Source organism: Pelomonas cellulosilytica (assembly GCF_021353265.1).
GTDB lineage: Bacteria > Pseudomonadota > Gammaproteobacteria > Burkholderiales > Burkholderiaceae_C > Pelomonas > Pelomonas cellulosilytica.
Genome location: NZ_JAJTWU010000001.1, coordinates 893,371 through 917,106 on the forward strand (window position 1 = coordinate 893,371; position 23,736 = coordinate 917,106).

General features: G+C 66.9%; 22 protein-coding genes, 1 tRNA gene and 1 pseudogene. 15 read left to right on the top strand and 9 right to left on the bottom strand.

Annotation, left to right across the window (positions count from 1 at the left end):
* The first annotated feature begins 14 nt into the window (after positions 1 to 14).
* Together LXT13_RS03860 and LXT13_RS03865 are read left to right on the top strand one after the other, a co-directional pair.
* Positions 15 to 1,427, top strand: a complete 1,413-nt coding sequence (locus LXT13_RS03860) for a sigma 54-interacting transcriptional regulator (protein WP_233370277.1) — start codon at positions 15 to 17, stop codon at positions 1,425 to 1,427.
* Positions 1,428 to 1,629: 202 nt separating this feature from the next.
* Positions 1,630 to 1,968 (top strand): BON domain-containing protein, encoded by a 339-nt coding sequence (locus tag LXT13_RS03865; RefSeq protein WP_233370278.1) that lies wholly within the window; start codon positions 1,630 to 1,632, stop codon positions 1,966 to 1,968.
* A gap of 258 nt (positions 1,969 to 2,226) precedes the next feature.
* Here LXT13_RS03865 and LXT13_RS03870 read toward each other — a convergent pair whose 3' ends face one another.
* The gene (locus LXT13_RS03870; protein WP_233370321.1) at positions 2,227 to 2,943 is read right to left on the bottom strand and encodes a helix-turn-helix domain-containing protein; all 717 of its coding nucleotides are present in this window, start codon (positions 2,941 to 2,943) and stop codon (positions 2,227 to 2,229) included.
* Positions 2,944 to 3,105: 162 nt separating this feature from the next.
* Here LXT13_RS03870 and hemN point away from each other — a divergent pair, with 162 nt between their 5' ends.
* From hemN to icd, 3 genes are all read left to right on the top strand, one after another.
* Positions 3,106 to 4,485, top strand: a complete 1,380-nt coding sequence (gene hemN, locus LXT13_RS03875; protein ID WP_419964637.1) for an oxygen-independent coproporphyrinogen III oxidase — start codon at positions 3,106 to 3,108, stop codon at positions 4,483 to 4,485.
* Between the two features lie 19 nt (positions 4,486 to 4,504).
* Positions 4,505 to 5,134, top strand: coding sequence for an urease accessory protein UreH domain-containing protein (locus LXT13_RS03880; RefSeq protein WP_233370280.1), 630 nt, complete (start codon positions 4,505 to 4,507; stop codon positions 5,132 to 5,134).
* 70 nt (positions 5,135 to 5,204) lie between these two features.
* A complete protein-coding gene (gene icd / locus LXT13_RS03885; protein ID WP_233370281.1) occupies positions 5,205 to 6,458 on the top strand; it encodes an NADP-dependent isocitrate dehydrogenase in 1,254 nt (417 codons plus the stop codon).
* A 248-nt stretch (positions 6,459 to 6,706) separates the two neighbouring features.
* On the opposite strand, the gene LXT13_RS03890 is transcribed toward icd, so the two are convergent.
* The 3 genes from LXT13_RS03890 to LXT13_RS03900 all read right to left on the bottom strand — a co-directional run bounded on the left by LXT13_RS03890 (position 6,707) and on the right by LXT13_RS03900 (position 10,292).
* On the bottom strand, positions 6,707 to 7,543 hold the full coding sequence (locus LXT13_RS03890) for an APH(3') family aminoglycoside O-phosphotransferase (protein WP_233370282.1): 837 nt from the start codon (positions 7,541 to 7,543) through the stop codon (positions 6,707 to 6,709).
* 108 nt (positions 7,544 to 7,651) lie between these two features.
* Complete coding sequence (locus LXT13_RS03895) at positions 7,652 to 9,889, bottom strand: NADP-dependent isocitrate dehydrogenase (RefSeq protein ID WP_233370283.1); 2,238 nt, start codon at positions 9,887 to 9,889, stop codon at positions 7,652 to 7,654.
* A gap of 163 nt (positions 9,890 to 10,052) precedes the next feature.
* Positions 10,053 to 10,292 carry a cold shock domain-containing protein gene (locus tag LXT13_RS03900; RefSeq protein ID WP_233370284.1) on the bottom strand — a complete coding sequence of 80 codons (240 nt, stop codon included), beginning with the start codon at positions 10,290 to 10,292 and terminating at the stop codon, positions 10,053 to 10,055.
* Positions 10,293 to 10,479: 187 nt separating this feature from the next.
* Here LXT13_RS03900 and clpS point away from each other — a divergent pair, with 187 nt between their 5' ends.
* Together clpS and clpA are read left to right on the top strand one after the other, a co-directional pair.
* Entirely contained in the window at positions 10,480 to 10,860 is a 381-nt protein-coding gene (gene clpS / locus LXT13_RS03905) for an ATP-dependent Clp protease adapter ClpS (protein WP_233370285.1), read from the top strand.
* Positions 10,857 to 13,181, top strand: coding sequence for an ATP-dependent Clp protease ATP-binding subunit ClpA (clpA, locus tag LXT13_RS03910; RefSeq protein WP_233370286.1), 2,325 nt, complete (start codon positions 10,857 to 10,859; stop codon positions 13,179 to 13,181). Before clpS ends, clpA begins: the two co-directional genes overlap by 4 nt.
* A 55-nt stretch (positions 13,182 to 13,236) precedes the next feature.
* Here clpA and LXT13_RS03915 read toward each other — a convergent pair whose 3' ends face one another.
* Genes LXT13_RS03915 through LXT13_RS03935 form a run of 5 tightly spaced genes read right to left on the bottom strand, consistent with a single transcriptional unit; the run spans position 13,237 to position 16,327 of the window.
* Entirely contained in the window at positions 13,237 to 14,010 is a 774-nt protein-coding gene (locus LXT13_RS03915; RefSeq protein WP_419964640.1) for a M90 family metallopeptidase, read from the bottom strand.
* Positions 14,010 to 14,756: a UDP-2,3-diacylglucosamine diphosphatase gene (locus tag LXT13_RS03920; protein ID WP_233370288.1), complete on the bottom strand. Its 747-nt coding sequence runs from the start codon at positions 14,754 to 14,756 to the stop codon at positions 14,010 to 14,012. Before LXT13_RS03920 ends, LXT13_RS03915 begins: the two co-directional genes overlap by 1 nt.
* Complete coding sequence (locus LXT13_RS03925; RefSeq protein WP_233370289.1) at positions 14,753 to 15,250, bottom strand: peptidylprolyl isomerase; 498 nt, start codon at positions 15,248 to 15,250, stop codon at positions 14,753 to 14,755. The genes LXT13_RS03920 and LXT13_RS03925 overlap by 4 nt, the downstream gene beginning before the upstream one ends.
* Complete coding sequence (locus LXT13_RS03930) at positions 15,247 to 15,807, bottom strand: peptidylprolyl isomerase (protein ID WP_233370290.1); 561 nt, start codon at positions 15,805 to 15,807, stop codon at positions 15,247 to 15,249. Before LXT13_RS03930 ends, LXT13_RS03925 begins: the two co-directional genes overlap by 4 nt.
* Position 15,808: 1 nt before the next feature.
* Positions 15,809 to 16,327 (bottom strand): tetratricopeptide repeat protein, encoded by a 519-nt coding sequence (locus tag LXT13_RS03935; RefSeq protein WP_233370291.1) that lies wholly within the window; start codon positions 16,325 to 16,327, stop codon positions 15,809 to 15,811.
* Between the two features lie 127 nt (positions 16,328 to 16,454).
* Here LXT13_RS03935 and cysS point away from each other — a divergent pair, with 127 nt between their 5' ends.
* From cysS to LXT13_RS03975, 8 genes and pseudogenes are all read left to right on the top strand, one after another.
* Complete coding sequence (gene cysS / locus LXT13_RS03940; protein WP_233370292.1) at positions 16,455 to 17,825, top strand: cysteine--tRNA ligase; 1,371 nt, start codon at positions 16,455 to 16,457, stop codon at positions 17,823 to 17,825.
* Complete coding sequence (locus tag LXT13_RS03945; RefSeq protein ID WP_233370293.1) at positions 17,825 to 18,457, top strand: DNA-3-methyladenine glycosylase family protein; 633 nt, start codon at positions 17,825 to 17,827, stop codon at positions 18,455 to 18,457. The genes cysS and LXT13_RS03945 overlap by 1 nt, the downstream gene beginning before the upstream one ends.
* Positions 18,458 to 18,561: 104 nt before the next feature.
* Positions 18,562 to 19,533, top strand: a complete 972-nt coding sequence (locus LXT13_RS03950; protein WP_233370294.1) for an acetyl-CoA carboxylase carboxyltransferase subunit alpha — start codon at positions 18,562 to 18,564, stop codon at positions 19,531 to 19,533.
* Positions 19,502 to 20,806 (top strand): tRNA lysidine(34) synthetase TilS, encoded by a 1,305-nt coding sequence (gene tilS / locus LXT13_RS03955; protein WP_233370295.1) that lies wholly within the window; start codon positions 19,502 to 19,504, stop codon positions 20,804 to 20,806. The genes LXT13_RS03950 and tilS overlap by 32 nt, the downstream gene beginning before the upstream one ends.
* 59 nt (positions 20,807 to 20,865) lie before the next feature.
* Positions 20,866 to 22,140, top strand: coding sequence for an aspartate kinase (locus LXT13_RS03960; RefSeq protein WP_233370296.1), 1,275 nt, complete (start codon positions 20,866 to 20,868; stop codon positions 22,138 to 22,140).
* 47 nt (positions 22,141 to 22,187) lie between these two features.
* Positions 22,188 to 22,280 (top strand) — tRNA-Ser (locus LXT13_RS03965).
* Between the two features lie 196 nt (positions 22,281 to 22,476).
* Positions 22,477 to 23,427, top strand: a complete 951-nt coding sequence (locus tag LXT13_RS03970; protein ID WP_233370297.1) for a tyrosine-type recombinase/integrase — start codon at positions 22,477 to 22,479, stop codon at positions 23,425 to 23,427.
* Between the two features lie 159 nt (positions 23,428 to 23,586).
* Positions 23,587 to 23,736: pseudogene (locus tag LXT13_RS03975) on the top strand (IS110 family transposase); the annotation flags it as partial.

Below are 23,736 nucleotides of genomic sequence, written 5' to 3' on the forward strand. Positions count from 1 at the left end.
CAAGCCGCCCTCGCATGCCAACCCAAGCATCCACCACCCCCATCCTGCTCGTCGACGACGACGCCGACCTGCTGCGCCTGCTGACGATGCGCCTCACCGCCGCTGGCCACGCCGTGCAGGCCGTGGCCAGCGCCGAGGCCGCGCTGGCGCACCTGGCCGTGCAGCTGCCGGCGCTCGTCATCACCGACGTGCGCCTGCCGGGCCTGGACGGGCTGGCGTTGTTCGAGGAGATGCGCAGCCGGCACCCGTCGCTGCCGGTCATCCTGCTGACCGCCCACGGCAGCATCCCCGACGCCGTCGAGGCCACGACGCGCGGCGCCCATGCCTATCTGACGAAGCCCTTCGACGGCCAGGAGCTGCTGACGAAGGTGCGGCAAGCGTTGCGCGTCAACGCCACGGGCCCGGCGCCCTTCGAAGGCGACGGTGCCTGGCGTCGCGAGATCCTGAGCCGCAGCCCGCGCATGGCCGAGGTGCTGGCCGAGGCGAGGCTGGTGGCCGGCACCGACGCCAGCGTGCTGATCGCCGGCGACAGCGGCACCGGCAAGGAACTGCTGGCGCGCGCCATCCATCGCGCCAGCCCGCGGGCGGCGCGGCCGTTCGTGGCGGTGAACTGCGCCGCGATTCCAGAGGCCCTGCTGGAGTCGGAGCTGTTCGGCCACGTCAAGGGTGCCTTCACGGGCGCGCAAGGACACCGGCAGGGGCTGATTCCAGCGGCCCAGGGCGGCACCGTGTTCCTTGACGAGATCGGCGACATGCCGCTGGCGCTGCAGGTGAAGCTGCTGCGCGTGCTGCAGGAGCGCGTCGTGCGGCCGGTGGGCAGCAACGAGGCGCTGCCCGTGGACGTGCGCGTGCTGTCCGCGACCCACCGCGACCTGGAAGAGGCCATGACGACGGGGCAGTTCCGCCCGGACCTGTTCTACCGGCTCAACGTCGTCAAGCTGAGCCTGCCGCCACTGGCGGAGCGGCGCGAGGACATCGCGCTGTTGGCCCAGCATTTCCTACAGACGCTGGCGGAGCGCCACCGCAAGCGGGTCAAGGGCTTCGCACCAGATGCGGTGGAAGCGCTCATCACGGCGCCATGGCCGGGCAACGTGCGCCAGCTCTACAACGTCGTCGAACAAGTCTGCGTGCTCGCGACGGCTCCGCTGGTGCCGCTGGCCCAGGTGCAACGGGCGCTGCAGATGCCGGCGGCCGAGGTGCTGAGCTACCAGCATGCCAAGCAGCGTTTCGAGCGCGACTATCTGAACCAACTGCTGAAGCTCACGTCCGGTCACGTCGCCGAGGCCGCCCGGCTGGCCGATCGCAACCGCACCGAGTTCTATCGGCTGCTGCAGAAACACGGGCTGGACCCGCAGCGCTTTCGCACCGACCTGAGCGATGCGTCGGGCTTTGGCGACAGCAAAACTTCAGGGGAATCAACCACTTAGCACGGTGGCTGGCAGTGCTGTCGCCGTGCGGCGACAAAACGGCGACCCAGCGTGAACTTTTTCCGCGCGTTTTCGCTTGGAAGTTGGCCAAGTGGTTGATATCAAAAGGAAAAGTATTGCTGGCACGGGCATTGCGCTAATCCCCTTCGTGATGCCTTTCGGGGCATCGCGTCGAAACCCAACGCTTCCATAGGAGAACCGCATGCGCCATACCGCCACTCTCGCCCGACTGATCGCCGCCGCCCTGTCCCTGGGCACCGCTGCCGCCATGGCTGCTGATCCGGCGCCCGCGCCGGCCCCGGCCGAACAGGTGGCGCAGGCCGAGCCAGCGGGTGACACCGCGATCGCCAGCCAGGCCCAGGCCGTGCTGCAGCAGGACAAGGATCTGCAGACCCTGCCGCTGACCGTCAGCGCCGCGGCCGGCGGCGTGGTCGTCGTCAAGGGCGCCGCGCCCAGCGCCGACCTGGCCCAGAAAGCCATCAAGCTCGTGGCCGCCGTGCCCGGCGTGAAGGAAGTGCGCAACGAGATCAAGGTCGGCTGATCCCCGCGACCTTGTGGGCCTGCGTCCGCAGGCCCTGCATGAAGGCCCTGCGCTCGCCCGGCGCGGGGCCTTTTTGCATCGGACTCCGGCGTGCGTGCCGCCGGCTCTTCAAGTCTTCGGGCCAAGCGCCGGGCCGCGCCCAAGCCGGCCCGCCGTGGCGATGTGCATGCGACTCGATGTCGCGTGCATCACTGCCCCCACTGGGGCCGACTGGACTTGCCCGCGTTCAGCGGCGAGGCCAGGCGAGGGGCATCGCGTTCAGCAGGGGCTGTTGTTGATCAGCGCCTCGAGCCCGGCCTGGTTCAGGATGCGCAACTGGCGCTGTTTGACCTCCAGCAGGCCTTCGTCGTGGAACTTGGAGAAGGTGCGGCTTACCGTCTCCAGCTTCAGACCGAGGTAGCTGCCGATCTCCTCGCGCGTCATGCGTAGCACGAGGCTTGACGCCGAAAAGCCGCGTGCCTGCAGCCGCTGCGTGAGGTTCAGCAGGAAGGCCGCCAGCCGCTCCTCGGCGCGCATGTTGCCCAGCAGCAGCATGACACCATGGTCGCGCACGATCTCGCGGCTCATGATCTTGTGGAAAGAGTGCTGCAGCACCGTGAACTCGCGCGACAGCTCTTCCAGTTGGGCGTAAGGGATCACGCAGACGGAGGAATCCTCCAGTGCCACGGCGTCGCAGTGGTGCAGATCGCTGCTGATGCCGTCCAGCCCCAGCAGCTCGCCGGCCATCTGAAAGCCCGTCACCTGGTCGCGGCCGTCCTCGCTGCCGACGCAGGTCTTGAAGAAGCCTGTGCGCACGGCATACAGCGCCTCGAAGCGCTCCCCGTTGCGGAACAGGTGTTCGCCGCGCGGTACGCTGCGGCGCGTGGCGACGAGGCCATCGAGCCGGGCGAGATCGTCGGCGCGCAGGCCGACGGGGAGGCACAGTTCGCGCAGGTTGCAGCTCGCGCAGGCGACCTTCAGCGGCTCAAGCCGCATGTCGCATTGGCGTCGCTCGGGCGCCGCGAACGGCAGGGTGCTGGGCATGGTGGGCTTGGCTTGCATCAATGCTGGGCATTCTTGGCTGGCCGCCTGCCCGCGCGATTGATCTGCGTCAAAACCGCGCCCGCGGTGGGTCGGCACAGTGGCTGCATGGCTGCAATGACCGAGACCGCCCCTGCGCTGGACCCCGAACTGCTGCGTCGCCACGACGTGGCGGGGCCGCGATACACCTCCTACCCCACGGCGGACCGCTTCGTCGAGGCCCACCAAGCCCCGCAGCATCTGCAGGCGCTGTCGCAGCGCGGGTCGGGGCAGCCGCTGTCGGTGTACGTGCACATCCCGTTCTGCGAGCAGCTCTGCTACTACTGCGCCTGCAACAAGATCATCACTAAGCACCACGAGCGCGCCCAGCCCTATCTGGAGCTGCTCGACGTGGAGATGGATCTGACCGTGGCTGCCATCGGCGGCCAGGCGCCTGTGTCGCAGCTGCACCTGGGCGGCGGTTCGCCGACCTTCCTGAGCGACGCCGAGCTGGGCACGCTGATGGCGTCGCTGCGCCAGCGCTTCCGGCTGCTGCCGGGGGCGGAGCTGTCCATCGAGATCGATCCGCGCACCGTCGACGCGACCCGTCTGGCGCACCTAAAGTCGCTGGGCTTCAACCGGCTGTCCTTTGGCGTGCAGGACTTCGATGCCGCCGTGCAGAAGGCCGTGCACCGCGTGCAGCCGATCGAGTCCGTTGCGGCGCTGATGCATTCGGCCCGTGAACTCGGCTTCGCCTCCATCAGCGTCGACCTGATCTATGGCCTGCCGTCGCAGACGCCGGCCAGCTTCGCCCGCACGATCGCCCAGGTCGCAGAGCTGCGGCCCGACCGCATCGCAATGTATGCCTACGCCCACCTGCCGCAGCGCTTCAAGCCGCAGCGGCGCATCGTGGCCGAGTTGCTGCCGCCGGCCGGCGACAAGCTGACGATGCTGTCCGGTGCCATCAGCGCACTGCTGGACGATGGCTACGTCTACATCGGCATGGATCACTTTGCGCTGCCCGACGACCCGCTGGCCGTCGCCAAGCGCCAGGGCCTGCTGCACCGCAACTTCCAGGGCTACTCGACGCAGCCGGACTGCGACCTCGTGGGCCTGGGCGTGTCGGCTATCAGCCGCGTCGGCGCCACCTATGCGCAGAACGCCAAGACGCTGGAGGAGTACGAAGACGCGCTGCGCCAGCGCCAGCTGCCCATCCAGCGCGGCCTGGGGCTGAACCGCGACGACCTGTTGCGCCGTGCCGTCATCATGGCGCTGATGTGCCAGGGCCGGGTGGAGTTCGAGTCCATCGCGGCGTCCTACCTCGTCGACGTGCCGCGCTACTTTGCGCCAGAGTTCGAGCGCCTGCAGCACCTGGCCAGCCAGGGCCTGGTCACGCTGGAGCCAGGCGCCATCCAGGTGACGCCGCTGGGCTGGTACTTCGTGCGAGCGGTGGCTATGGTGTTCGACCGCTACCTGCAGGCCGACGCGAGCCGCCAGCGTTTCTCCAAGATCATCTGACCCCCCGGCACCGCGCCCGATGAGCCTCGATCTCGCCCTCATCGGCTCTGCCGCGCTGATGGGTCTGGGCGCCGCGCCGCACTGCGCGCTGATGTGCAGCACGCCTTGCGCGCTCGCCGCCCGCAAGCGCGAGGAGCAGCAGCGCCTGCTCGTCGGCCGGTTGCTGGGCTACAGCACCGCCGGCGCTGTAGCCGCTGCGTCCGCCCAGGCGCTGGCGCACATGTCGCAGGGCGCTGCCGTGCTTCAGCCGCTGTGGGCGCTGCTGCAGGCGGCGCTGTTGGTGCTGGGGCTCAGCCTCGTCGTGCGCGGCCGTGTGCCGGTGTGGCTTGCCAACGTGCGTTGGCGGCCGGCACCGGGGCGTAGCTTGGCGACCGGCCTGGCCTGGGTGGCCATGCCCTGCGGCGTGCTACATGCGGCGCTGCTGCTGTCGGCGCTCGCCAACTCGCCGCTCGGCGGCGGCCTGGCGATGGCGGCCTTCGCCGTCACCAGCACGCTGGGGCTGACCGTTGCGCCCGCGTGGATCGCCCGGCTGCCCCGACGCGTGGGCGACGCGTCGCCCGCGCTGCGGCTGGCCGGGGTGGGGCTGGCGGCGGCGTCTGGCTGGGCGCTGGTCCATGGCGTGTGGGAGCGCGTGGCGCAGCTGTGCTGACGGCGCCCGGCGCCTGGGTGGCGCCCTAAACTCGAGCGGTCCTTTCTCACGCTCCTGCGAAAGCTCCCTTATGTCCCAACACATCCAGGCGCCCGAAGGCGGCCAGAAGATCACCGCCAACGCCGACTTCTCGCTGAACGTCCCGTCCAACCCGATCATTCCCTTCATCGAAGGCGACGGCGTGGGCCGCGACGTGACGCCGGTCATGCTGAAGGTCGTCGACGCGGCGGTGGCCAAGGCCTACGGTGGCGCACGCCGCATCCACTGGATGGAGGTGTTCGCGGGCGAAAAGGCCACGCGACTCTACGGCGCCGAAGTGTCGATGCCGCCCGAGACGCTGCAGGCCGTCAAGGAGCACCTCGTGGCCATCAAGGGGCCGCTGACGACGCCGGTCGGCGGCGGCATCCGCTCACTGAACGTGACGCTGCGCCAGGAGCTGGACCTTTACGTCTGCCTGCGCCCGGTGCGCTATTTCGACGGCGTGCCCAGCCCGGTGAAGGAGCCGCACAAGGTCGACATGGTCATCTTCCGCGAGAACTCGGAGGACATCTACGCCGGCATCGAATACGAAGCCGGCAGCGACAAGGCGAAGAAGCTCATCGCCTTCCTGCGCGATGAACTCGGCGCCAAGAAGCTTCGATTCCCGGAGACGTCCGGCCTGGGCGTCAAGCCCGTCAGCCGCGAGGGCACGGAGCGCCTCGTGCGCAAGGCCATCCAGTACGCCATCGACCATGATCGGCCCAGCGTCACGCTGGTCCACAAGGGCAACATCATGAAGTTCACGGAAGGCGCCTTCCGGGACTGGGGCTATGCGCTGGCGCAGAAGGAGTTCGGCGCCGAGCCCATCGACGGCGGTCCGTGGTGCCGGTTGAAGAATCCGAGGACGGGCCGGACGATCACCGTCAAGGACGTCATCGCCGACGCCTTCCTGCAGCAGATCATCCTGCGCCCCGCGGAGTACGGCGTCATCGCGACGCTGAACCTGAACGGCGACTACATCTCCGACGCGCTGGCCGCGCAGGTGGGCGGCATCGGCATCGCGCCGGGGGCCAACATGAGCGACTCGGTCGCGATGTTCGAGGCCACGCACGGCACGGCGCCCAAGTACGCCGGCAAGGACTACGTGAACCCCGGCTCGTCCATTCTGTCGGCCGAGATGATGCTGCGCCATATGGGCTGGACCGAGGCGGCGGACCTGATCATCTCCAGCATGGAGCAGGCCATCCTCAGCAAGAAGGTCACCTATGACTTCGCGCGCCTGATGGACGGTGCCACGCAGGTGTCGTGCTCCGGGTTCGGCCAGGTGATGATCGACCACATGTGAAGCCGTCCCACAGCGTCTCTTGACGCCCCCTGAGCCCCTGAGTCGCTCCGCGATCCCGATGCGGTCGTCCAGCAAAGGTCGACATGGGCGTCCGCCCGAACCGCCAGGCGCCAGCGGCGGCGACGGATCTTGACGGGAGAGGGCGGGTGCCAGGGGAGCTGGAGCGTTGTGCGACGCGGACTCAGGTGCGATTTGCCTGTGATGATCGACTGCATGGCGTAGCGCCCCGGGTGCCGAGGGGCGCCTACCTAGAAGCACTCGTCCAGGCACAGGTAAAAGTCCAGCCGGCGCCGGTCGGGCTTCGGGATGCCGTAGGCGGGGAACAGGGCCTGCTGCGCCTGCGGGCCGAATTCGCCCAGGCAGTTCCACAGGATGGCGAGATCCTGATAGCGGTCCGCCACGCCGAGGCGGCCGACGTCGATGAGGCCGGTCAGCTGCAGGCGCTCGTCGAGCAGGATGTTGTCGAGCGAGTAGTCGCCGTGGGTCACGACCGGGTCGATGGCCTCGGGGGACAGCCGTTGCAGCGCTCGCCACACGTCATTGGCGGTCCAGCCGGCCCGCACGTCGTCGAAGTCGTCGACATCGATGAGTCCGGCCTCCAGCCTAGCGTGAGCCTGCGCCAGGCGGCCTTCCAGCGTGGACTGGAACGGGCATTGGGCGGCGGGCAGCGCGTGCAGCCGGAGGAGGGCGTCGACGAGCGCGGCGACGATCTGCAGCGTGCGCTCCGGCGCTTGCTGCAGCCATTCATAGGCCGTGCGGCCCGGCACTGCCTGCGTGAGCAGCCAGGCCTTACGGCCGTAGAACTCGAAATGCCTCAGCGGCGCGGTAGGCATGAAATCGGCCAGCCATTGCAGCCGAGCCAGTTCGTCCACCAGCGCCTGTGCGGCCTCGCCGCGAGCCTGCTTCAGATAGAGGTCCGGCTGGCCCCGGCGCTGCACGCGGTAGACCGCCGCGCCGGCTTCGCCGACGAGATCGCGGCGCCAGCGGGCATCGGCGAGCGCGGCGAGGCTGGGTGGCAGAGCCGGCGGCCTCGCGGCCTTCTCGCGCGCGGGTGTCTGCGGCAAGGCGGGTGAGCGTCGTGTCATCAGGTGCTCTCGGTGCAGTTCGTTGCCGGCCGAGCTCCGCGGCGGCGTTGGCCGCTGCAACGAAAACGGGGCGCCCTCGGCGCCCCGTCTGCGTCAACTCAGGCCGTGTCAGGCCAGCGCTTCCAGCGCCGCGTTGAACGTGGCGCTCGGGCGCATGACCTTGTCGAGCTTGGCGTTGTCCGGCAGGAAGTAGCCGCCGATGTCGGCTGGCGCGCCTTGCACGGCCTTCAGCTCGTCGACGATCTTCGCTTCGCCGGCAGCGAGCTTCTCAGCCACGGGCTTGAACTTGGCGGCCAATTCGGCGTCTTCGGTCTGCGCGGCCAGCTCCTGGGCCCAGTACAGCGTCAGGTAGAAGTGGCTGCCGCGGTTGTCCAGCTCGCCGGTCTTGGGGCTCGGACCCTTGCCGTTGTCCAGCAGCTTGCCGGTGGCAGCGTCCAGCGCCTTGGCCAGCACCTTCGCGCGGGCATTGCTGTTCTTGAGGCCCAGCTCTTCCAGGCTCACGGCCAGTGCGAGGAACTCACCTAGCGAGTCCCAGCGCAGGTGGTTTTCTTCCACCAGCTGCTGCACGTGCTTGGGCGCCGAGCCGCCGGCACCCGTCTCGTACATGCCGCCGCCTGCCATCAGCGGCACGATGGACAGCATCTTGGCGCTGGTGCCCAGCTCCATGATGGGGAACAGGTCGGTCAGGTAGTCGCGCAGGATGTTGCCGGTGGCGCTGATCGTGTCCAGACCGCGGATGACGCGCTCCAACGTGTAACGCATCGCCCGCACCTGGCTCATGATCTGGATGTCCAGGCCGGTCGTGTCGTGCTCGTGCAGGTACATCTTGACCTTGCGGATCAGCTGCGCCTCGTGCGGGCGGTAGCTGTCCAGCCAGAAGACGACCGGCATGCCGGAGTTGCGCGCACGGTTGACGGCCAGCTTGACCCAGTCGCGGATGGCGGCGTCCTTGCACTGGCACATGCGCCAGATGTCGCCCTGCTCGACTTCCTGGCTCAGCAGCACCTCGCCCGTTTCCAGGTCGGTGATGTTGGCGGTGCCGGCTTCGGTGATCTCGAATGTCTTGTCGTGCGAGCCGTATTCCTCTGCCTGCTGGGCCATCAGGCCGACGTTGGGTACCGTGCCCATGGTCTTCGGGTCGAACGCGCCGTGCCACTTGCAGAAGTTGATGATCTCCTGATAGATGCGGGCAAAGGTCGACTCGGGCATCACTGCCTTCACGTCCTTCAGGCGGCCATCGGCACCGTACATCTTGCCGCCGGCGCGGATCATGGCCGGCATGGAAGCGTCGACGATCACGTCGTTGGGCGAGTGGAAGTTGGTGATGCCCTTGGCCGAGTCCACCATCGCCAGTTCGGGGCGGTGCTCGTGGCAGGCGTGCAGGTCACGCTTGATCTCTTCCTGCTTGCTGGCCGGCAGGCTGGCGATCTTCGTGTAGAGATCGACCATGCCGTTGTTGACATTGACGCCGAGCTCCTCGAAGAGCTTGGCGTGCTTCTCGAAAGCGTCCTTGTAGAAGATCTTGACGCAGTGGCCGAACACGATGGGGTGCGAGACCTTCATCATGGTTGCCTTCACGTGCAGCGAGAACATCACGCCGGTCTTGCGCGCGTCCTCGATCTCGCGTTCGTAGAACTCGAGCAAGGCCTTCTTGCTCATGAACATCGAATCGATGACCTCACGGTCCAGCAGCGAGACCTTGGGCTTGAGCACCAGCGTCTTGCCGCTCTTCGTGATGAGCTCCATCTTCACGTCGCGCGCGCGGTCCAGCGTCAGTGACTTTTCGCCGTGATAGAAGTCGCCGGCATGCATGTGCGAGACGTGCGAGCGCGAGGCCTGGCTCCACTCGTCCATGCGGTGCGGGTTCTTGCGGGCGTATTCCTTGACGGCCTTGGGCGCGCGGCGGTCGGAGTTGCCTTCACGCAGCACCGGATTCACAGCCGACCCGATGCACTTGTTGTAGCGGGCGCGAATGTCCTTTTCTTCATCCGTCTCCGGCTTCTCGGGGAAGTCGGGGATGTTGTAGCCCTTGTCCTGCAGTTCCTTGATGGCGGCCTTCAATTGAGACACGGAGGCGCTGATGTTCGGCAGCTTGATGATGTTGGCTTCGGGCTTGAGCGTCAGCTTGCCGAGCGCGGCGAGGTTGTCCGTCACTCGCTGCTCTTCCGTCAGCCGTTCCGGGAACTGGCCAAGGATGCGGCCGGCCACCGAGATGTCGCTGGTGACGACGTCGATGCCGGCTTGCGCCGCGAAGCGCTGAACCACCGGCAGCAGGGAGGCGGTGGCGAGGCGGGGGGCTTCGTCGGTCAGGGTGTAAACGATCTGGGGCGTCTTTTCGGCGGTCATGAAGGTGTCCGGTGAAATGGGAATTCGTGCGTCACGCGCTGCGCAGCCGTCCGCGCGCAAGCCGCCAACTTTAGCAAGCCGGGTCAGCCACCACCGGGAAGCGGCGCACCAATGCAAAAGCCCCGTGGGCCGCAGGCCACGGGGCTGTCAGAAAACGGGGGAGTCAGGAGGCCTGGGGCTGCTCGAGGCTGCGGGCAGCCTCCATCGGCGTGATGTTCTGCGCCAATTGACCCTTGGGGCCTTGCACGAGGTCGAACTGGACCTGGCTGCCCTGCTTCAGCGTCCGGAAGCCTTCCATCTGGATCGCCGAGAAATGGGCGAAGACGTCATCGCCGCCGGCTTCCGGCTCGATGAAACCAAAGCCCTTGGCATCGTTGAACCACTTGACTTTGCCGAGTGCCATCATTTTGTCTCCATTGTTGTGGCTCCTCCCGACGGAGGCGGACCGGATTCTGGTGACGTGGTTCACGCCGTCAATTTGGGACCTTCCCCGGGCGGGTTGACCCGGGGATGCTGGCTTGCAAATTGCTCCTTCGTCACCAACTGCCCGCCATCGGTGGGGGAAACACCCCCGTCGATAGAATCGATCCATGCCTGTGCTGTCCGTTTTTTCACCGCGAAACCAGTCGGCTCCGCCCCCGCCCTCACCGCCGCCGAGGCCGGGCCGGGACGAAGGCGACGGCGCGGTCGTCGTCGAGCGTCAGACCCAGAAGACCGAGCCGCCACGGCTCTATCAGGTGCTGCTGCTGAACGATGACTTCACGCCGATGGAGTTCGTAGTCATGGTTCTGCAGGAATTTTTCCGGCATGACCTGGATACGGCGACGCAGATCATGCTCAAAATCCACCACGAGGGTCGCGGGGTCTGCGGTGTCTTCACCAAGGACGTCGCTGCGACCAAGGTGGAGTTGGTACTGGCCGCCTCCCGGCGTGCCGGCCACCCCCTGCAGTGCATTATGGAGGCCGCATGATTGCGCAAGAGCTTGAAGTCAGTCTGCACATGGCGTTCGTCGAGGCGCGCCAGCAGCGGCACGAATTCATCACCGTCGAGCACCTGCTGCTCGCGCTGCTGGACAACCCCAGCGCCGCGGAGGTGCTGCGCGCCTGCGCCGCCAACCTGGATGACCTGCGCAAGAGCCTGACGCAGTTCATCAAGGAAAACACACCGATGGTGGGCGGCAGCGACGAGGTGGACACGCAGCCCACGCTCGGCTTCCAACGCGTCATCCAGCGCGCCATCATGCATGTGCAGAGCACCGGCAGCGGCAAGAAGGAAGTGACCGGCGCGAACGTGCTCGTCGCCATCTTCGGCGAGAAGGACTCGCACGCCGTCTACTACCTGCACCAGCAGGGCGTCACGCGCCTGGACGTCGTCAACTTCATCGCCCACGGCATCAAGAAGACCGACCCCGAGCCGCCGAAGGCCCCGGAAGGCCAGGCCCAGGGCCAGGACGGCGAGCGCGAGGAAGGCGAGGGCGGCAGCGCCAAGGCGTCGCCGCTGGAGCAGTTCACGCAGAACCTCAACCAGCACGCCAAGGACGGCAAGATCGACCCGCTGATCGGGCGTGAGAGCGAGGTTGAGCGCGTCGTGCAGGTGCTGTGCCGCCGGCGCAAGAACAACCCGCTGCTGGTCGGCGAGGCCGGCGTCGGCAAGACCGCCATTGCCGAAGGCCTGGCCTGGCGCATCACCGAGGGCGAGGTGCCCGAAGTGCTGGCCGACTCGGTCGTCTACTCGCTGGACATGGGTGCGCTGCTGGCGGGCACCAAGTACCGCGGCGACTTCGAGCAGCGCCTGAAGGCGGTGCTGAAGGCGCTGAAGGAGCAGCCGCACGCCATCCTGTTCATCGACGAGATCCACACGCTGATCGGCGCGGGCGCCGCGTCTGGCGGCACCCTGGACGCCAGCAACCTGCTGAAGCCGGCCCTGTCCAGCGGCGCGATGAAATGCATCGGCGCTACGACCTTCACCGAGTACCGCGGCATCTTCGAGAAGGATGCGGCGTTGAGCCGCCGTTTCCAGAAGATCGACGTGGCCGAGCCGTCGGTCGAGCAGACCATCGAGATCCTGAAGGGGCTGAAGAGCCGCTTCGAGGAGCACCACTCGGTCAAGTACGCGCTGGGCGCGCTGCAGGCCGCGGCGGAGCTGTCGGCCAAGTACATCAATGACCGCCACCTGCCGGACAAGGCCATCGACGTCATCGACGAGGCCGGTGCCGCCCAGCGGATCCTGCCCAAGAGCAAGCAGAAGAAGACCATCACGCGTGCCGAGGTTGAGGACATCGTCGCCAAGATCGCGCGCATCCCGCCCGCGTCCGTCAACAGCGACGACCGGAGCAAGCTCAAGACGCTGGATCGCGACCTGAAGAGCGTCGTGTTTGGCCAGGACCCGGCTGTCGATGCGCTCGCCGCCGCCATCAAGATGGCGCGCTCGGGCCTGGGGCGGCCGGACAAGCCGGTGGGCAGCTTCCTGTTCAGCGGTCCCACGGGCGTCGGCAAGACCGAAGTGGCCAAGCAGCTCGCCTACATCCTGGGCATCGAGCTGATCCGCTTCGACATGTCGGAGTACATGGAGCGCCACGCAGTCAGCCGCCTGATCGGCGCGCCTCCGGGCTACGTCGGTTTCGACCAAGGCGGCCTGCTGACCGAGGCCGTCACGAAGAAGCCGCACGCGGTGCTGCTGCTCGACGAGATCGAGAAGGCGCATCCGGACGTCTTCAACGTGCTGCTGCAGGTCATGGACCACGGAACGCTGACCGACAACAACGGGCGCAAGGCTGACTTCCGCAACGTCATCATCATCATGACGACGAATGCGGGCGCGGAGATCATGAACAAGGCGACCATCGGCTTCACGACGCAGCGCCAGCAGGGCGACGAGATGGCCGACATCAAGCGCCTGTTCACGCCCGAGTTCCGCAACCGGCTGGACGCCATCGTGTCCTTCCGGCCGCTGGACGAGGAGATCATCCTGCGCGTGGTCGACAAATTCCTTCTGCAGCTCGAAAGCCAACTGCAGGAGAAGAAGGTCGAGGTCAGCTTCTCCGACGCGTTGCGCAAGCAGCTCGCCAAGAAGGGCTTCGATCCGCTGATGGGTGCACGGCCGATGCAGCGTCTCATCCAGGACACCATCCGCCGCGCGCTGGCCGACGAACTGCTGTTCGGTCGTCTGACCGAGGGCGGCCGCCTCAGCGTGGACGTGGACGACAAGGGCGAAACGACGCTGGACATCCAGCCGACACCGCCCAAGCCCAGCAAGGACGGCAAGCCCAAGGCGGAACCCGCCACGGCCTGAGTTCGGGGTCTCAGATCAGCAAGGGGCGCTTCGGCGCCCCTTGCGCTTTGTGTGATCAGGTGGCCGGGTCCTGCCTGAAGAAGCCGGCCAGAAGCTCGTACATCGCCGGCTCCTCGGCGCGCATTGCGGCCGGCGCGACGAAGAAGGCCTCGACGGCCACGGCGAAGAACTCCTCGACCGCCTCGGCGCCATAGGGGTCGATCAGCGTCTCCCCGCCCGCGTCGACGCGTTGGCAGAACTTCTCCCATTCCGCGTCGATGACAGCGATCCACTGCTCCCGCTCGGCCGGGCCCAGCGGTGGTACGCCATCCGCCTCGCCGTCGCGCATGTCGATGACATGCGCGAACTCGTGGATGACGACGTTGTAGACCTCGTCCTTGCCGAACAGCGTCGGGTCGTTGCTGACGGCGATGGCATTCCAGCTCAGCATCAGCGGGCCGCCTTCCATGGCCTCGCCGGCCAGTTCCTCGTCGTACTCGTGGACGATGCCGTCTTCATCTTCGACACGTCGTTGGGCGACGACCTCTCCCTCGTGCATGACGATGCCGACGAAACCGTCGTACCAACCCAGGCCCAGGCGCAACACCGGCAGGCAGGCCTGCGCGGCCACGGCCACGGCGACCTCGTCGGTGACCTCGAAGCCACCGGCACCGTGGAACTCCTTGCTGGCCAGGAACAGGCTGCAGAGCCGGCGCAGCTCGGCCAGGTCGTCGGCACTGCGCAGCGCCAGGAACGGGTAGCGCAGCAGCGTCAGCTGCCACAGCGCGTCGGGGATGGTGTGGCGCTCGATCGCGCGCTGCTCGCGCCAGCGGCGCCAGGCGTCGAGGATCACAGTGCGAGTCGTTGCAGGCCGGCGGTCGACAGGCGGATCACGTCCCCGCGAGGTGGCGCTGCGTCGAAATCCCAGTCCGACAGCACGACACGCCGCATCCCGCCGCCCAGGTCGTGTACCGACGGCCGGTGCGTGTGGCCGTGGATCAGCGTCGGAGCGCCGGCTTCATTCAGCAGCGCGCGGCAGGTGTTGCCGTCGAGGTCGGTAGACATGAGCTGCTCGGCCTGGGCGACCTTGCTGGCCTCGCGCATCTGCCTTGCCAGCGCCTGCCGGGCCGCCAGCGGCTGGGCCAGCAACTGCGCCTGCCAGTCCGGCGAGCGCACCTGCCGGCGGAACGCCTGATAGGCGGTGTCGTCCAGGCATTGCGCGTCGCCATGCACCAGCAGCCAGCGCTGCCCGAAGGCGTCGAGCACAGTCGGGTCGGGTAGCGCCGTCATGCCGCTGGCGGCGAGCATGTCGGCGCCAACGAGGAAGTCGCGGTTGCCCGCCATGAAGAACAGCTCCAGCCGCTCGCTGGCCGCCTGCAGCAACGTGACGACGCTGCGCTCGAAGGGTTCATGGCGGGCATCATCGCCGACCCAGACCTCGAAGATGTCGCCGAGCAGCAGCACCGCCTGGGCGGGCGTCTCGGCGAGATGCCGGTCCAGGCGCGCCAGCGTGCGCGGCGTGTCCGGCCCGAGGTGCAGGTCGGACAGCAGGTCGACCTGCTGCCAGTGCGCCGGGGCCGTCAGCGTGTGGATCAAACCTCTTCGGCCTTCTCGATGACGACGTCATCGACCGGCACGTCGCCATGGCCGCCGCGGCCGGCGGTGCGGACCTTCTCGATCTTGTCGACGACGTCCTGGCCTTGAACGACCTTGCCGAACACGGCATAGCCCCAGCCGGACGGCGACTCGGACTTGAAGTCCAGGAAGCCGTTGTTCGTCGTGTTGATGAAGAACTGCGCCGTGGCTGAGTGCGGCGCACTCGTGCGCGCCATGGCCAGCGTGTAGTGGGCGTTCTTCAGGCCGTTGTTGGCCTCGTTCTGGATCGGCGCGTCGGTGGCTTTTTGCTTCATACCCGGCTCGAAGCCGCCGCCCTGGATCATGAAGCCCTTGATGACGCGGTGGAACACGGTGCCGTTGTAGTGCCCCTTGCGGACGTAGGCCAGGAAGTTCTCGACGGACTGGGGTGCCTTCTCGGCATCGAGTTCGATGAGGATGTCGCCGTGGTTGGTGGTGAGTTTGACTTGGCTCATTGTTTGGCGGGCTCGACGAGAGCCTTGGTGATGAAGATGGGCTTGACGGGCAGGTTCTCGTGCATGCCCGCCGACTTGGTGTCGACGGCGCGGATCTTGTCGACCACGTCCATGCCGTCGACGACCTGGCCGAAGACCGCATAACCGCTGCGCCGGTCGGTCGGCTCGCCGTCGAGGAAGAAGTTATCGACGACGTTGATGAAGAACTGCGACGTCGCGGAATTTGGATCGCCGGTGCGCGCCATCGCCACCGTGCCGCGCAGGTTCTGCAGGCCGTTGTGGGCCTCCAGCGGGATGGGCGGCTTGGTCGGGCGCTGGTTCAGCTTGGCGTCGTAGCCGCCGGTCTGCACCATGAAGTTCGGAATGACGCGGTGGAAGATGACGCCGTTGTAGTGGCCGGCCTTGACGTACTGCAGGAAGTTGGCGACCGACTTGGGCGCCTTCTCGGCATTCAGCTCGATGCGAATGTCGCCTTCGGTGGTCTGCAGCTTGACGGTCTGCGCCGTGGCGCTGGCGGTGGCGAGCAGGGCGGCGAGGAAGAGCGCGATCTTGGTCATGTCAGCGGACTTTTGTGAGGGTGCCGGTCAGGGCGAGCGTGCGGCTGATCTTGCCGGCCAGCGCGTCGCTGGGGGCAACGGCGGCCTTCTGCGCGCGCTGGTAAGCGCGCAGTGCCAGGCGCAGCAGCACGTCGCCGAGGTTTTCCTGTGCCTGCGCATGGTCGGGCTGAAGCCGCAGTGCCTGCTGCAGCGCGGCCTGCGCCTCGTCCAGTTCGCCGGCCGCGGCGTGCAACACGGCGAGATTGTTATAGGGGTCGGCGAGGTCGGGGAAGTCCTGCGTCAGTCGCGTGAAGAGCTCGAGCGCCTGCGCACGATCGCCGAGCTCCATGCGCATGACACCCAGCGCGAACCGCAACTGCAGATCGTCGGGCGTGCGGGCCAGCGCCTGCTGGAGTTGCTCGACGGCCTCGGTCTTCTGGCCGGCCAGCCACAGCCTTTGAGCATTCGACAGATCGTCGGCTTGGGCCGGCGCTGCGGCCAAGGCGGCGAGCAGCACCAGGGTGGGAAAGGGCAGGCGCATGAGGGTTCAGGGGGAGGGCGGCGTCGGGGGCGGCCGCTATACTGAAATCATTCTATGAGCCCCGCCTGGCCGGTCCCGGTGCGGGGCTTCTTGTTGGTGGCGGCTCGCCCCACGGTTCCTGTTTCCCATGCCCCTGCGCGTCCACAATTCCCTCAGCCGCACCCTCGAAGACTTCAAGCCGCTCGTGCCTGGCCAGGTGCGCATGTACGTCTGCGGCATCACCGTCTACGACCTGTGCCACATGGGGCACTTGCGTATGAATATGGCGTTCGACGTCATCTATCGCTGGCTGCGCGCCAGTGGTTATGCCGTCACCTATGTGCGCAACGTGACGGACATCGACGACAAGATCATCAGGCGTGCCGTCGAGCGCGGCATCACGATCCGCCAGCTTACCGAGGAGATGACGGCGGCGATGCACGAGGATTTCGCCGCGGTCGGCTTGGCTGCCCCGGACCATGAGCCGCGTGCGACCGAGTACGTGCCGCAGATGCTGTCCCTCATCGAGCGCCTGGAGCAGCGCGGCCTGGCCTACCGGGCCGACGGCGGCGACGTGAACTACGCGGTGCGCAAGTTCGATGGCTACGGCAAGCTCAGCGGCAAGAGCCTGGACGACCTGCGCGCCGGAGAGCGCGTGGCGGTGGACGACGGCAAGCTCGATCCGCTGGACTTTGTGCTGTGGAAGGCCGCCAAGGCCGACGAGCCGGCTGATGCCAAGTGGGCCGCGCCCTTCGGCGAAGGCCGCCCCGGCTGGCACATCGAGTGCTCGGCGATGAGCTGTGCGCTGCTGGGCGAGGCCTTCGACATCCACGGCGGCGGTGCCGACCTGCAGTTCCCGCACCACGAGAACGAGATCGCGCAGAGCCAGGGGGCCGGCTATCCGTTCGCGACCTACTGGCTGCACAACGGCTTCCTGAACGTCGACGGCGAGAAGATGTCCAAGAGCTTGGGCAACTTCTTCACCATCCGTGACGTGCTGCAGAAGTTCGACGGCGAGACGCTGCGTTTCTTCATGCTGCGCACGCACTACCGCCGGCCGTTCAACTTCAGCGACGCGCACCTGGAAGACGCCCGCACCGCGCTGACGCGGCTCTACACCGCGCTGGACACCGTGCCGCCCGCTGACGTCGCCATCGACTGGAACGAGCCTGCCGCTGCCACGTTCAAGACGGCGATGGACGAGGACTTCGGCACGCCGGGCGCCATTGCCGTGCTGTTCGACCTCGCTAACGAAGTCAACCGCGACCGCTCGCCCGAGCGGGCTGGCCTTCTCAAGGCGCTGGCTGGCGTGCTGGGCGTGCTGCAGCAAGAGCCCAGAGCGTACCTGCAAGGCGGTTCGGGCGATGACGCCGCGTGGATCGAGTCCCGTATCGCGGCCCGTGCCGCGGCCAAGGCCGCGAAGGACTTCGCCGGTGCCGACGCGATCCGCGCCGAGCTGGCGGACCGGGGCATCACGCTGAAGGACGGCCCTGGCGGCACGACCTGGGTGAAGAGCTGATGTCGCCCGACGCGGTGATTCCGTCCTACTGGGACGAGGCCTGTAAGCACCTGGTCAAGCGCGACCGGGTCATGAAGAAGCTCATCCCGCAGTTCGGCGAGGCTCGGCTGCAGAGCCACGGCGATGCGTTCGCGACGCTAGCCCGCTCCATCGTCGGCCAGCAGATTTCGGTCAAGGCGGCGCAGTCGGTGTGGCACCGGTGGACGGCGCTGATGCCGAAGTTCCAGCCCGCGGCGGTGCTGGGCCTGGCGGTAGACGACCAGCGCGCCGCCGGCCTGTCGGCCCGCAAGGTCGAGTACCTGCGCGACCTGGCCGAGCACTTCGATGCCGGCCGCGTGCACGTGCGCCAATGGGCGCAGATGGACGACGAGGCCATCATCGAGGAGCTCGTCGCCATCCGCGGCATCGGTCGCTGGACGGCCGAGATGTTCCTGATCTTTCATCTGATGCGCCCCAACGTTATGCCGCTGGACGACGTGGGCCTTTTGAAGGGCATCAGCCTCAATTACTTCTCCGGCGAGCCCGTCTCCCGCGCCGAGGCGCGCGAGGTCGGCGACGCCTGGGCGCCTTATCGCTCGGTGGCGGTTTGGTACATTTGGCGAAGCCTCGATCCGCTTCCTGTGGACTATTGAGGCATTGTTCAATCCGTTAGAGCGGGCCGAGTGCCGGGCCGCTCCCAGCCGGTCTGCATCCCCTTGGGGGATCGGCCGGTGTACTCACCGGACGAGGGGTCCCATTGAGCAAGAAGCACTTTCTGGAATTCGAGCAACCGATCGCGGAGCTTGAGACCAAGATCGAAGAACTGCGCTATGTGCAGAGCGAGTCGGCCGTCGACATCTCCGAGGAGATCGACCGCCTCTCCAAGAAGAGCCAGCAGCTGACGAAGGAGGTCTACTCCAACGTCGCGCCGTGGCAGGTCTATCAGGTCGCGCGCCATCCGCAGCGGCCGCAGACGCTGGACTACTGCTCGGAAGTCTTCACCGAGTTCCAGGAACTGCACGGCGACCGCCATTTCGCGGACGACGCCGCCATCGTCGGCGGCCTCGCGCGCTTCAACGGCCAAGCCTGCATGATCATCGGCCACCAGCGCGGCGGCGACGCCAAGGAGCGCACGCTGCGTAACTTCGGCATGCCGCGCCCCGAGGGCTACCGCAAGGCGCTGCGCCTGATGAAGCTGGCCGAGAAGTTCGGTCTGCCGGTCTTCACGTTCATCGACACGATGGGTGCCTACCCTGGCATCGGTGCCGAGGAGCGTGGCCAGTCCGAAGCCATCGGTCGCAACATCCTCGAGATGGCGCAGCTCGAAGTGCCCATCATCGCCACGGTCATCGGCGAGGGCGGCTCGGGTGGCGCGCTGGCCATCGGCGTGGCCGACCAGGTGCTGATGCTGCAGTTCGCGGCCTACTCCGTCATCTCGCCGGAAGGCTGTGCCTCCATCCTGTGGAAGAGTAGCGAGCGGGCGTCCGACGCGGCTGAAGCGCTGGGCATCACGGCCCATCGCTTGAAGGCCCTGGGCCTCATCGACAAGATCGTCAGCGAGCCGGTCGGCGGAGCGCACCGGGACCCCAAGCAGATGGCATCCAATCTCAAGCGTGCGCTGTCCGATGCGCTGCGCCAGGTCAGCGACCTGAAGACGCGCGAACTGCTGGACCGCCGCTACGAGCGCCTGCAGGCCTATGGCCGCTTCAGCGACACCAAGAATCGCTGATCACCCCCCCGTCGCGGTCGCCTTCAGTGGCGGCCTCGACTCCACGGCCCTGCTGCACGCCACCACCCGGTCGGGCGCGCACGTCGTCGCACTTCATGTTCATCACGGCCTGCAGCCGCAGGCCGACGACTGGGCAGCGCATTGCGAGCACGTCGCTCGCGAGTTGGGCACGGCCTTCGCCTGCACGCGGCTGAGCGGCGCGCCCCCGCGTGGCGACAGTGTCGAGGCCTGGGCGCGTCAAGGCCGCCACCGTGCGTTGCACGACATGGCTATCGCCGCCAGCGCCGACTTGCTGCTGCTCGCCCATCATCGTCAGGACCAGGCCGAGACTTTTGTGCTGCAGGCCATGCGTGGTGCGGGCCTGGGCGGCCTTGCCGCGATGCCGCGATTGCAATGGCGGGACGGCCTGTGCTGGGCGCGCCCCTGGCTGGCCCAGCCGCGTGACGCGATTCGCGCCTATGCCGAGCAGCATGGCCTGCGCTGGATCGAAGACCCGAGCAACTCCGAGCCGCGCTTTGCCCGCAACCGACTGCGCCAGACGCTGTGGCCAGCCTTCCCGTCGGCCGAGGCCGGGCTGGCCCGGGCGGCGCGCTGGGCCCAGCAGGCGGACGCGCTGGCGGCGGAAGTGGCGGCCGAAGACTTGCGTCGACTGTCGACGCCCGAACGCCTCGACCTGGCCGCGTGCTCGCGGCTGTCGCCCGCGCGGGCCAGCAATGCGTTGCGTGCCTGGCTTGGCGGGCATACGGCCGCGCCGTCCAGCCTTGTTGAACGTCTGCTGGCGGAATGGCGCCACGGCTCGACGGCGTCATGGCCCGCGCCAGGCGGCGTGCTGCATGCATACCGCGATGGGCTGCATTGGGCTGCCGAAGCGGCGCCGGTTCCGCCACCCGGCATGGTGGATCTGAGCCGCCCGGGCCTCTACCCGCAGGCCGAATGGCGCGGCGCCTGGCTCGTGGAGGAGGTCGTGTCGCCCGGCCTGGCGCCGGCCCGCCTGACGCAGCTGGCGCAGCGGGCCAGAGAGGGGGGCGAGCAGTTCCAGCACTCGCCGCGCTCCACGCTGCGCAGCCTGAAGAAGGCCTGTCAGGAGGCCGGTCTGCCGCCATGGCGGCGCGGCGGGCCGCTGCTGTTCGACGGGCCGCTGCTGGTGGCGGTTGCGGGCCTGGGCATGGATGCCCGTGCCTTCGCAAAGGAAGGAGAGCCGCAGCTGGCGATAAGCTGGCTGGAGGATTCAGCCTTGCCTCAGCGCGAAGCCGGGCAGGAAGCCTCCGCTTAAAATCGCAGGCTCGGGAGCGTGCCGTCCTGGCGGCTCCCCTTCAGCCTTCGCTCAAACACATGGCTCTGATCGTCCACAAGTACGGCGGCACCTCGATGGGGTCCACCGATCGCATCCGCAACGTCGCCAAGCGCGTCGCCAAATGGGTGCGCGCCGGCCACCAACTGGTGGTCGTGCCCTCGGCGATGAGCGGCGAGACCAATCGCCTGCTCGGACTGGCCAAGGAGTTGTCGCCCGCGAGCACGACGCCCGAAGTCATGCGCGAGCTCGACATGATCGCCTCCACCGGTGAGCAGGTTTCCGTGGGGTTGCTGGCGATCGCGTTGCAGGCCGAAGGCATTCCCTCGGTCAGCTACACCGGCTGGCAGGTGCCGGTGGCGACCGATTCGTCGTACACCAAGGCCCGCATCGAGAGCATCGACGACCAGCGTGTGCGCGCGGACCTCGCCGCCGGCAAGGTGGTGGTGGTGGCGGGCTTCCAGGGCGTCGATGCACAGAACAACATCACGACGCTGGGCCGTGGCGGCTCCGACACGTCGGCCGTGGCGATTGCCGCTGCGATGAAGGCCGACGAGTGCCTGATCTACACCGACGTGGACGGCGTCTACACGACCGACCCGCGCATCGTCCCCGAGGCGCGCCGCCTGCACACCATCAGCTTCGAAGAGATGCTGGAGATGGCGTCGCTGGGCTCCAAGATCCTGCAGATCCGCTCGGTGGAGTTTGCCGGCAAGTACAAGGTGCCGCTGCGCGTGCTGTCCAGCTTCACGCCTTGGGACATCGACATCAACGAGGAAGCCAAGTCCGGCACCCTGATCACTTTCGAAGAGGACGAGAACATGGAACAAGCCGTCGTTTCGGGCATTGCCTTCAACCGTGACGAGGCCAAGGTGACGCTGTTGGGCGTGCCCGACAAGCCCGGCATCGCCTTCCAGATCCTCGGCCCGGTGGCCGATGCCAACATCGACATCGACGTCATCATCCAGAACGTGTCTCACGACGGGAAGACGGACTTCTCGTTCACCGTGCACCGCAACGACTATGCGCGCACGATGGAGCTGCTTCAGAACACCGTCGGCCCGGCCACAAATGCCGCCAAGGTTGCCGGCGACCCGAAGATCTGCAAGGTGTCCATTGTCGGTATCGGCATGCGCTCGCACGTCGGCGTGGCCAGCAAGATGTTCCGCGCGCTGAGCGAGGAGGGCATCAACATCCAGATGATCTCCACCAGCGAGATCAAGACGAGCGTTGTCATCGACGAGAAGTACATGGAGCTGGCCGTTCGTGCGCTTCACAAGGCCTTCGACCTGGACCAGGAAGCAACGGCCGCCTGATTTCTGTCGGAACAGGCTGCGCACTGGTATAGAATGTGCGGCTTGCTGGAGTCGTGACCGAGTGGCCGAAGGTGCTCCCCTGCTAAGGGAGTATGTGGGCAAAACCTGCATCGAGGGTTCGAATCCCTCCGACTCCGCCAAAGATCAGTTCCGGGACGTCTTCTGAAGTCCCATCAGGAACTAGAAAAAGCCCGTTTTCCCCAGTGGAGACGGGCTTTTTTGCTTCCTGGCGTCCAGCGGCGTCCGTAGCAGCCCACGCGCCATGGGTGTACGGTTGGGGGTACTTTCAAAACGAGCTGGGGGTACTTTTCCTTGGCTCCAATGAAGGAGCCCGTCATGGCCCTCACCGACACCGCCATCAAGCAGCTCAAAGCTGCGGAGAAGCCCTACAAGGTCGGCGATGACCGCGGCTTGTATCTGCTGGTGAAACCCCAAGGGTCAAAGCTTTGGCGATGGAAGTACCGCCATCAGGGGCAGGAGCGGCTCATGGCCCTGGGTGGGTACCCCGACGTCTCACTGGCCCAGGCGCGTGAGAAGCGCGAGGAAGTGCGAAAACTGCTCGCGACCGGCGTCGACCCCATGGGGCAGCGTCGAGATACCAAAATCGCGCAGCAGATCGCTATGGAGGACTCCTTCGAGGCTATTGCCCGGCAGTGGTGGGATCGCTGGAAGTCCGCGCGCTCCGCTCGACACGCCGACTACGTGAAGCGCCGGCTTGAGGCGGATGTCTTTCCGATCATCGGTCACCGGCCTGTCGCCGCGCTTGAGGCTGCGGAGCTGGTTTCCATGATGAAGCGGATTGAAGCGCGCGGAGCGCTCGACATAGCGAAGCGGTCCATGCAGACCTGCGGCCAAGTGTTCCGCTTCGCCATTGCGCACGGGAAGGCTTCACGCAATCCGGCAACCGATGTGCGGCCGAGCGATGTGCTGCCATCACGCAAGAAGCAAAACTACGCGCGGGTCAGCGCCCAAGAACTGCCGGACCTTCTGCGCAAGATCGAGGTTTACCAGGGTGCTGCCATCACGCGGGCCGCCATGAAGTTGATGGCCATGACGTTCGTGCGAACCAGCGAGCTGATCGGTGCCAGGTGGGAGGAGTTCGACCTGGACGCAGGTCGCTGGGACATTCCGGCTGTTTTGTCTCTCGACGGACGATGGCCGTGGCTGGAAACGGCCCCGAATCACCCGGGGGGAGCAAAACGGAAGGAGACGGAGGGCTTAGTGCAGGATAGGCTGGACGCCAGCATTTGGACACCATACCTGCGGAGGATTTCTGCAGATCGATGACCATGCAAACTCAGGAACACAGTCGAGAACTGCTCTGGAGGTCGCATTGGAGGCCTTGGTGACCCGTGAGCAATGGGATGGACGCCCCCCACCCGTAGACGGCATCGAAGTGCCACAGTGGAAGTGTCAGCAACCACTCGATCGGAAGGAGCGTCCACCATGGAGATTACGACGATCGGCCTCGATCTGGCCAAGAACGTGTTCCAGGTTCACGGGGTCAACGAGCGCGGCAAGGCCGTGCTGCGCAAGCAGCTCAAGCGCGATCAGGTTGCCCCGTTTTTCGCGAACCTGCCGCCCTGCTTGATCGGC